Origin of the sequence: Rhizobium sp. WW_1 (assembly GCF_003610155.1) — a bacterium.
Taxonomy (GTDB): Bacteria; Pseudomonadota; Alphaproteobacteria; order Rhizobiales; family Rhizobiaceae; genus Rhizobium; species Rhizobium tropici_A.
Genome location: NZ_RAIN01000048.1, coordinates 1 through 7211, shown reverse-complemented (window position 1 = coordinate 7211; position 7211 = coordinate 1). Strand labels below are relative to the sequence as shown.

At 58.8% G+C, this 7211-nt stretch carries 8 protein-coding genes; 2 read left to right on the top strand and 6 right to left on the bottom strand.

Going from position 1 to position 7211, the window contains the following annotated elements; all coding sequences use genetic code 11:
- Window positions 1-83 precede the first annotated feature (83 nt).
- The 6 genes from BJ928_RS38240 to BJ928_RS38215 form a co-directional block, all read right to left on the bottom strand.
- Window positions 84-587 (bottom strand): FAD-dependent oxidoreductase, encoded by a 504-nt coding sequence (locus BJ928_RS38240; RefSeq protein ID WP_120296869.1) that lies wholly within the window; start codon window positions 585-587, stop codon window positions 84-86.
- 124 nt (window positions 588-711) lie between these two features.
- Entirely contained in the window at window positions 712-1614 is a 903-nt protein-coding gene (locus BJ928_RS38235; RefSeq protein ID WP_047636845.1) for a LysR family transcriptional regulator, read from the bottom strand.
- 106 nt (window positions 1615-1720) lie between these two features.
- Window positions 1721-2518 carry an ABC transporter permease subunit gene (locus tag BJ928_RS38230; protein ID WP_047636843.1) on the bottom strand — a complete coding sequence of 266 codons (798 nt, stop codon included), beginning with the start codon at window positions 2516-2518 and terminating at the stop codon, window positions 1721-1723.
- Window positions 2502-3371: a 2-aminoethylphosphonate ABC transporter permease subunit gene (locus BJ928_RS38225; RefSeq protein WP_047636842.1), complete on the bottom strand. Its 870-nt coding sequence runs from the start codon at window positions 3369-3371 to the stop codon at window positions 2502-2504. Before BJ928_RS38225 ends, BJ928_RS38230 begins: the two co-directional genes overlap by 17 nt.
- Window positions 3364-4500, bottom strand: coding sequence for an ABC transporter ATP-binding protein (locus BJ928_RS38220; RefSeq protein ID WP_082012052.1), 1137 nt, complete (start codon window positions 4498-4500; stop codon window positions 3364-3366). Before BJ928_RS38220 ends, BJ928_RS38225 begins: the two co-directional genes overlap by 8 nt.
- A gap of 11 nt (window positions 4501-4511) precedes the next feature.
- Window positions 4512-5543 (bottom strand): 2-aminoethylphosphonate ABC transporter substrate-binding protein, encoded by a 1032-nt coding sequence (locus BJ928_RS38215; RefSeq protein WP_047636840.1) that lies wholly within the window; start codon window positions 5541-5543, stop codon window positions 4512-4514.
- A gap of 481 nt (window positions 5544-6024) precedes the next feature.
- Between BJ928_RS38215 and BJ928_RS38210 the strand changes: the two genes are divergently transcribed.
- Together BJ928_RS38210 and BJ928_RS38205 are read left to right on the top strand one after the other, a co-directional pair.
- Window positions 6025-6357, top strand: a complete 333-nt coding sequence (locus BJ928_RS38210) for a hypothetical protein (RefSeq protein WP_047636839.1) — start codon at window positions 6025-6027, stop codon at window positions 6355-6357.
- A complete protein-coding gene (locus BJ928_RS38205) occupies window positions 6354-6947 on the top strand; it encodes a hypothetical protein (RefSeq protein ID WP_047636838.1) in 594 nt (197 codons plus the stop codon). The genes BJ928_RS38210 and BJ928_RS38205 overlap by 4 nt, the downstream gene beginning before the upstream one ends.
- Window positions 6948-7211 lie beyond the last annotated feature (264 nt).

The window sequence follows — 7211 nt, the reverse complement described above, 5'->3', positions numbered from 1 at the left end:
GCTCGCCCGTTGAAATCGTTGCTGCATAGCTGATCCTCCGATGAACCAGCAGAAGCATCATCCTCAACAGCAGCAAATGTGAGTCAGAGCCGAAATTCGACCTTATGTTGAGTCTCAAGCCAGGCGGCGAGCTTCGGCAGCGCCTCGGAGGATTCGACGCGCAACTCGTGTGGGCTGTAAAGGACGGTATCGACGCCATCCAGGCGCAGGCTCGGCACGAGATCGGCCGCCTCGGCCTTCGTCATCAGACGGCACTTCTCGCCCATCGGCGTCCTCAAAAAGGCATCCGCCACGACGGCCGCCTCGGGACGCCGTGCCGGCATGACCAGGCCGCGATGGATAACGGCAATCCCGGCCTCGTCGACGATCCCGGCCCAAATATCACGAGCGCGCATGGCCCGCTCCCAATGCGCACCTGCCCTCTGCCCGCTGATGGTGACGAAGCCGAAATTGCGGATAGAGGCACCGACCGCCTTGGCGTTACGCTCGATGACAACGACTTTCTTGCCTTGGCGCACAGCGGCCAGCGCAACGCCGATGCCGACAATGCCCGCACCAACAACCGCAAGATCATACCTGTTCGTCATCGTCTTACCCTTTCCTCGGCCAGCATAGAACCGTGACCGTCAGTCTATAGGGTAGAGACTAGCAAAACGATATGACAGAATTATAAATTATCAGAAATTATATGATTTACCTATAATTCTGAACTCAAGTGGCAGGCAGTCCACCGTCGACTTCTTGCGCATGTTCCTTGGCGACATCGAAAAAGGCCTGGATGGCGGCGTGGTCGCGGCACTCCGGCAGAGTGACGAGATAGTGACCAATCGCCAGTTCCGGCTCGACCAGCGGCACGACTTCGATGTGATTGTCAGGCGGAACCTCGCCCTCGATGGAGATTGCAAGCCCAATTCCCGCGGCCGCCGCCGCGTAGGCGACGTCGAGCGTCGCAACCTCAAGCACCGGCTTCAGCCGCACGCCCTGCTTTGAGGCTGCGTCTTCGAGCAGCGTGCGTGTGCCGGACGCCTTGTTCCAGAGCACCATGTCGCGCCCATCAAGATCGGCAAGCGTCAACCGGCCCTTCGCCAGCATCGGATCGCCCTTGCGGCCATAGATCGCCACGCGGGATTCATGCAGGCGCAGCGAGGAAAAGCGGCTGTCGGGCGCGACCTGCGAGACGGCGGCGACATCGAGTTCGCCGCGCAGCACCGCATCGGCCAGATCAAGGGAAGGCCCGCCGCGCGTCGTCAGCCGTAACGATGGATATTCCCGAACGAATGCAGTCAGGATCGGCATGATCAGGCGGTGCGCGCTAAAACCGATCGAGATTGTGCCCGTGTTCAGCGACGTCGTATCGGTGATCGCGCGATCGACTTCGCCAAGGCATTTCAGCGTGATCCGGATCTTGGCAATCAGGTCGACCGCCGACGGCGCAACGCTGACATTGTGACCATCGCGGATGAAGACGCGGGTGCGACACAACTCTTCGAACGATTGGATCTGCGTCGAAACCGAGGGCTGGCTAATGCCCAGGTCTTCAGCCGCACGGGAAAATTTTCCCGTGCGTGCCAATGCTTCGACGGCTTTCATTTGCGCAAGCGTAACAGACGGCATTATAGACAGCCCCACCCCTGAGTAATCGCACAGCTGCCCGTTTCAATAAGTCGCGTATCTCGACGAGGCAACCGGCTTTCGGTTGGATGCTCTCCGTAACATGGCGTCAACGCAGGACGGACCTGTTGGAAAGCCGCGACAGCCCCCAGAGCACGATCAACGTCGCCGCACCCAGGATCATCGTCAGCGTTGCCGCATCGAAGATGGCGCCACGGTCGGAAAGTGCGAAAATATTGACCGGCAAGGTGACCCAGCCCGGCGGATAGACCATGACGGTCGCACCAAGCTCGCCCATCGACATCGCAAAGCTGAGACTGAAGGCCGCAACGAGATAGGGCATCAGCAGCGGCAGCGTGACGCGCCGCAGCCGATAGAACGGGCGAGCACCCAGGCTTTCGGCGATCTGCTCGCATTCGACAGGCAGGCGCGCAAGACCGGCCGATACATTGCCGTAGGTGAAGGCCGAAATCAGCACGAAATGCGCGATCAGCACGATCATCCGCGTTCCGTTCAGCAACAGCGGCGGCTGGCTGAAGGCAACCAGCAGGCCCAGTCCGATGGAGACGGACGGGACGGCACTCGGAACGAAGAAGATCAGATCGAGGGCGCTCTTGCGCAAAGGCTTCATCTTGCGCAGGGCCAACGCCGCCCAGGTGCCGCTGATAAGCGCGGCAATGCTTGCGATCGCGCCGGTGATGATGCTTGCCTTCAGGCTGTCGAAGGAGTCGCTGCGGAAGGCATTGGCGTAATGAGCCAGCGTCAGGTTGGTGGGCAGGATGTCATTCCACTGCCCGCTGATACTGGCAAGCGCAATGACAGCGATCGGTAGGCCATAGATCACTGCAAAAAGCGGCACGACAAATGCCCAGACCAGAAGCCGGCCGGACTTAGACCATATCAGCACGATTGCCTCCGAAATGAGCGATGACGGCCCGATAGAGACTGTAGAGGCCAAGCGACAGCACGACATTGACGACGGCGATGACACAGGCGGTCGTATAGTCAAACTCCTGGATCGCCTTGGCGTAAATGAGAACCGGCAGCGTGATGACGCCCTTGGCGCCGATGAAGAGCACGATGCCGAACTCGTTGACCGTCAGGAGCAGGCAGAGGCTGCCGCCGGCGATCAGGGCCGGCATTGCCGCCGGGAGGATGACCTGCCGAACGATACGCCATGGTTTCGCGCCGAGGCTGCTGGCAACCTCGATCTGGGCCTGGTCGATCTGCGAGAAAGTGGCAAGCAGCGGCCGCATGACGAAAGGTGTGTAGACGGTCGTTTCCGCCAGGATGACACCCCACTGCGAATAGAGAAAGTCGACGGGCGGCAGGTCTACCTGCATCAGCCGCATCAGGCCTTCATTCAGGAGACCGGCGGAACCGTAGATGAAGGTGAAGGCAAGCGTGACCAGAAAGGTCGGCAGCGCAATAAAGGTCTCGATCAAGCGCCCACAGAATTTCGCGCCGGGAAAAGGCACGAACGCAATCACAAGCGAGAAAATGAAGCCGAACACGAGACATCCCGCCGTCGAGCCAAGCGCGATGACGATCGTGTGCTGAAGCCCCTCATGGAATTCGCGAGACGACAGGACCTCGGCAAATGCGGAAAACGAGAGCGTGCCGGGATCGCCGAGCGACTGCCGGGCAATCAGGCCCAGCGGATAGAAGAACAATACCGCCAGGATGAGCAGTGGCGGCACACTCCAAAGGCGGTCCCAGCTCGGCCGTGGCGCAATGGCTCCGACAGCAACATCAGCCATGACGGCCATCCTCCGGCACCAGGGTCACGTCGGCGGGATTGAAGTGAAGCGTCAACATCGCGCCGGGGACGGGCGGCATGCTCATCGGCGCCGAGGACATGCGGACTTCCTGTCCGGCGATGTCGAGCGTGACATTATGAGTATCGCCCTGCCATTGAACGCTGCGCACGACACCGGTCAGCCGATTGCTGTCACCCTGGGGCTCGTCGAGACGGAAATCATGCGGCCGGGCGCAAAGCAGGCAATCGCTTCCCGCCGTCAGATGATGGTGGTTGCGCGCGACCAGCACCTGATCCCCGAACTTCACCTGTGCCCGCTGATCGTCGAGCGGCTGCACGCCCTTCACTTCGAGGAGATTGGCGCGGCCAAGAAACTCCGCGGAAAAGCGGTTCGGCGGATAGCGAAACAGCGACTGGGCATCGCCGAAGGCACGGAGCTTTCCATCGCGCATGATGCCGATATGATTGGCGAGCGTCAGTGCTTCCGACTGGTCATGCGTGACATAGAGCACGGTCAGCGACGGCAGCTCGCGATGCAGCCTGGCGAGCTCATCGACCATCGAGCGGCGGATCTGTGCATCGAGTGCGGACAACGGCTCATCAAGCAAGAGCACCTGCGGGCGGATCGCGATGGCGCGAGCGATCGCGACGCGCTGCTGCTGGCCGCCGGAGAGCTGGCGCGGATAGCGCTTCGCGTAGGCGGCCATGCCGACCATGGCCAAGGCTTCCGGGACGCGGGCGCGAATAATCTCTTCAGACACGCGCCGGGCCCTCAATCCGAAGGCGACATTCTCCTCGACCCGCATATGCGGAAAGAGCGCATAGTTCTGCACCACCATGCCGATATCGCGGTCATAGGGTGCGAGGTTGGTGACGTCGCGGTCGCCGATCATGATGCGGCCGCCAGAGGGGCGTACAAAGCCCGCCACGGCGCGCAGCGCCGTCGTCTTTCCCGAACCGGACGGGCCGATCAGGGCGACGATCTCGCCCGGATTGACGGTCAGGTTCAGCGAGTCGAGAACGGTAAGGCCATTATAGGCAACCGAGACATTCTCGAAGGCGATCCGCTTGGCTGATGCGGCCGACGCTTCCGTCGGCCGCCCGCTCTCGGATGGCTTTGTGTTCGCCATCGCCATCACCATCAGTTGCTCGCGATCGCCTTGCCGTAGGCATCGACGTCCTGCTTGAGGTCGGCAAGCACCTTGTTCCAGTCCGGCGACCAGATTTCGATGCCTTCCATGATGGCATGCAGCTTCTTGAAGTTTTCATCCGTCGGATGCACGTCGGTGCGAACCGGAAGGCCCTGTGCCACCGAGCTGACGTCCTTCTGGGCGGCTTCGCTAAGCAGGAAGTCGATCAGCTTCTTGCCGTTTTCCGAATGCGGCGCGCCCGAAACGAGGGCCACATAATAAGGCAGCGGGAAAGCGGTCTTCTTGCCGTCGGGGCCGGCCGGGAAGAAGATCTTGATGTTCGGATTGTCAGCCTGTTGTGCAAGGTTCATCTGCAGGTCGCCGTTGGCGACGTAAAGCTCGCCCTTGTTGACGAGCGCGGTGAGCTTGCCGGTCGAAGCGGACGGGCCGAGATTGTTGACCTGCAGCTTCTTCAGGTAATCGAGGCCGGCATCCTTGCCGCCGAAGGCGTGGAATGCCTGCAGCATCAGGGCAGTGCCGTCACCGGCCTGGCCAGGCGTGGAATACTGGATCTTCTGCTTGAACTTGGAGTCGAGCAGGTCCTGATAGGTCGCCGGCGGCGTCTTCAATACCGAGCTGTTGTAGATGAAGTTCGGATAGTTGTTGATCATGGCGACGTAGAAGCCCTTCGGGTCCTTGTCGCGCGCTTCGATCTTGTCGGCGCCCTTGGGTGCATAGGCAGCCAGAAGACCTTCGCTTGCAGCCTTCTGTACGAAGGGGGGCAGCGTCACGAGAACGTCGGCCTGCGTGTTGGACTTTTCCTTCGACAGGCGGTCGACAACGCCGCTCGATCCTGCCTCGACATACTGAACCTTGACGCCGGTCGCCTTGGTGAAGGCGTCGAACTCGTTGCCATACCAGCTCGGCGTACCGTCATGGAGGCCGTCGGCGCTGTAAATGGTGACGACGTCATCGGCTGCCATGGCCGGCATCGCGACGGAGGCCAGCAGGCCTGCAAGCGCAAAAATGGATTTCGTTTTCATGATCTTTCCTTTGCTCAATGACTTGACCCCAGCCAGCATTCGGAGACGAGCTAACGTTGGACGGCGCGAGCAAATTCATAGCTAAAAACTATTTCATTTATGTGACAATAGCTATTTCCTATAATTTTGATAAGGAAACCTTATTTCTTCAAACGGTTGATGGCGGGACTTGAGAAGCCCGCTGAGAAGAGTCACGAAACCCAGGATCGATGACACGATGGTGGACTCATTGATGACACTAAAGAGCACCTGGGAGTCGGGGCCTTCTCCAAGATCCCGATTGAATGAGAGCCTGGCCCTGGAAGCCAGCCACTCACTCAAATGTGGAAATCCAGGCCGATCTCCTAAACATTGGCCATGTGAGAGCGGAAAGGCCTGAGTTGTGCGGTGTCGAAGATCTTTTGGCCGCCTCGATCTAGCCCAAACCTTGTTACCCGGATGCGCTTCACATATATATGTGGCTCAAGTGGAGGATTGCTCGATGTTGAAGAACACTACCATGAATTTGCCAGATGAACTGGTCGCCAGGGTAAGAGCGTACGCCGCCCAACATCGGACAACCATGACCGCTATCGTGCGCGAGCATTTTGAAGCAATCACCGAACCGGAGAGAGAAATTTCCGACGAAGACCCGCTTCTGGCTTATTCAAAAGGGTTGCTCTCAAGGCGAGAAGTTGTTCGCCGCCTTGGCCTAAGGGACTACGCCGACCTGCTCGTCGCGCTCGGAGACGCCGACCTCCCCATGCCGCTTCCCCCGGCACACGAAATCGAAAACCAGGCCGCCACCTTCGCAAAGCTTTGGAGGATGGGATGAAGAGGTGCACGATCATCCTGCCTGATGCGGGTCCGATCAACAGCTTGTGGGTGGCAGATCGGCTCGATCTCCTCCTTGAGCTGGATATGCGGATTGTCATTGTAGACGCCGTCTACGACGAACTGACGAGCGATCTTTCCTACCTGAAAGATGCCGAAGTCAAAGATTTCATTGATAACAACTCTCCACCGTTCGTGATCGAGCGGACAGATATCGGCGAGATTGAACGAGAAAAGCGGCGACTTGGGCAAAAACTCAAGAAAAACGCCGGAGAACTCGCAATGGTCGACTTCGTCTCCGACGATGGAGGCCTTGAACGCTATCTCAAGGCTAATGAACCTGTCGCGATCCTGTTCGAGGACGCTGGCCTAAGGGTTTTCAACAGGCCACCAAATCTCCACCTGATCTCAACCATAGGCCTGCTCCGTGGATTGGAGGAAGTGGGCGTCATCGCATCAGCGAACGATGTGATCGATGAAATGCTTCATCCAAGCAAGCCCGGTAGAAGGCCTGAAGATGCCAGAAAGTTCACCGATCTTCCTAAGGGAGTAGATGAGCCAGCAGTGATTGGCAGCTCTTGGAAGCCCTAAGCGAAAGGCAGTTCGCCCCACGTTTTATCGCCTGTTCGCGATTCCACATTTTCGTTAGTGTCTGGCCCCAGAAGGGCGTCGTTTACTGAGATTGCACGATCAGGATTTTTCAACAACTGGCACCAATGGCGAGCACCACCACCGCAATGGGATTAGCGCTGGATTCGGACTAGGTCACATACCCATAAAATAGTTTTAGATTTGAGCGGTTTGTGATTCACTTTCTTCAGCGATTGGAGGCTGTGATGGCGCGCTTTGATTTGA

What these genes read in the sequence shown, in the direction of transcription:
- BJ928_RS38240 (WP_120296869.1), bottom strand. Translation starts at nt 587, where the DNA reads ATGACGAACAGGTATGATCTTGCGGTTGTTGGTGCGGGCATTGTCGGC.
- BJ928_RS38235 (WP_047636845.1), bottom strand. Translation starts at nt 1,614, where the DNA reads ATGCCGTCTGTTACGCTTGCGCAAATGAAAGCCGTCGAAGCATTGGCA.
- BJ928_RS38225 (WP_047636842.1), bottom strand. Translation starts at nt 3,371, where the DNA reads ATGGCTGATGTTGCTGTCGGAGCCATTGCGCCACGGCCGAGCTGGGAC.
- BJ928_RS38220 (WP_082012052.1), bottom strand. Translation starts at nt 4,500, where the DNA reads ATGGCGAACACAAAGCCATCCGAGAGCGGGCGGCCGACGGAAGCGTCG.
- BJ928_RS38215 (WP_047636840.1), bottom strand. Translation starts at nt 5,543, where the DNA reads ATGAAAACGAAATCCATTTTTGCGCTTGCAGGCCTGCTGGCCTCCGTC.
- BJ928_RS38210 (WP_047636839.1), top strand. Translation starts at nt 6,025, where the DNA reads ATGTTGAAGAACACTACCATGAATTTGCCAGATGAACTGGTCGCCAGG.
- BJ928_RS38205 (WP_047636838.1), top strand. Translation starts at nt 6,354, where the DNA reads ATGAAGAGGTGCACGATCATCCTGCCTGATGCGGGTCCGATCAACAGC.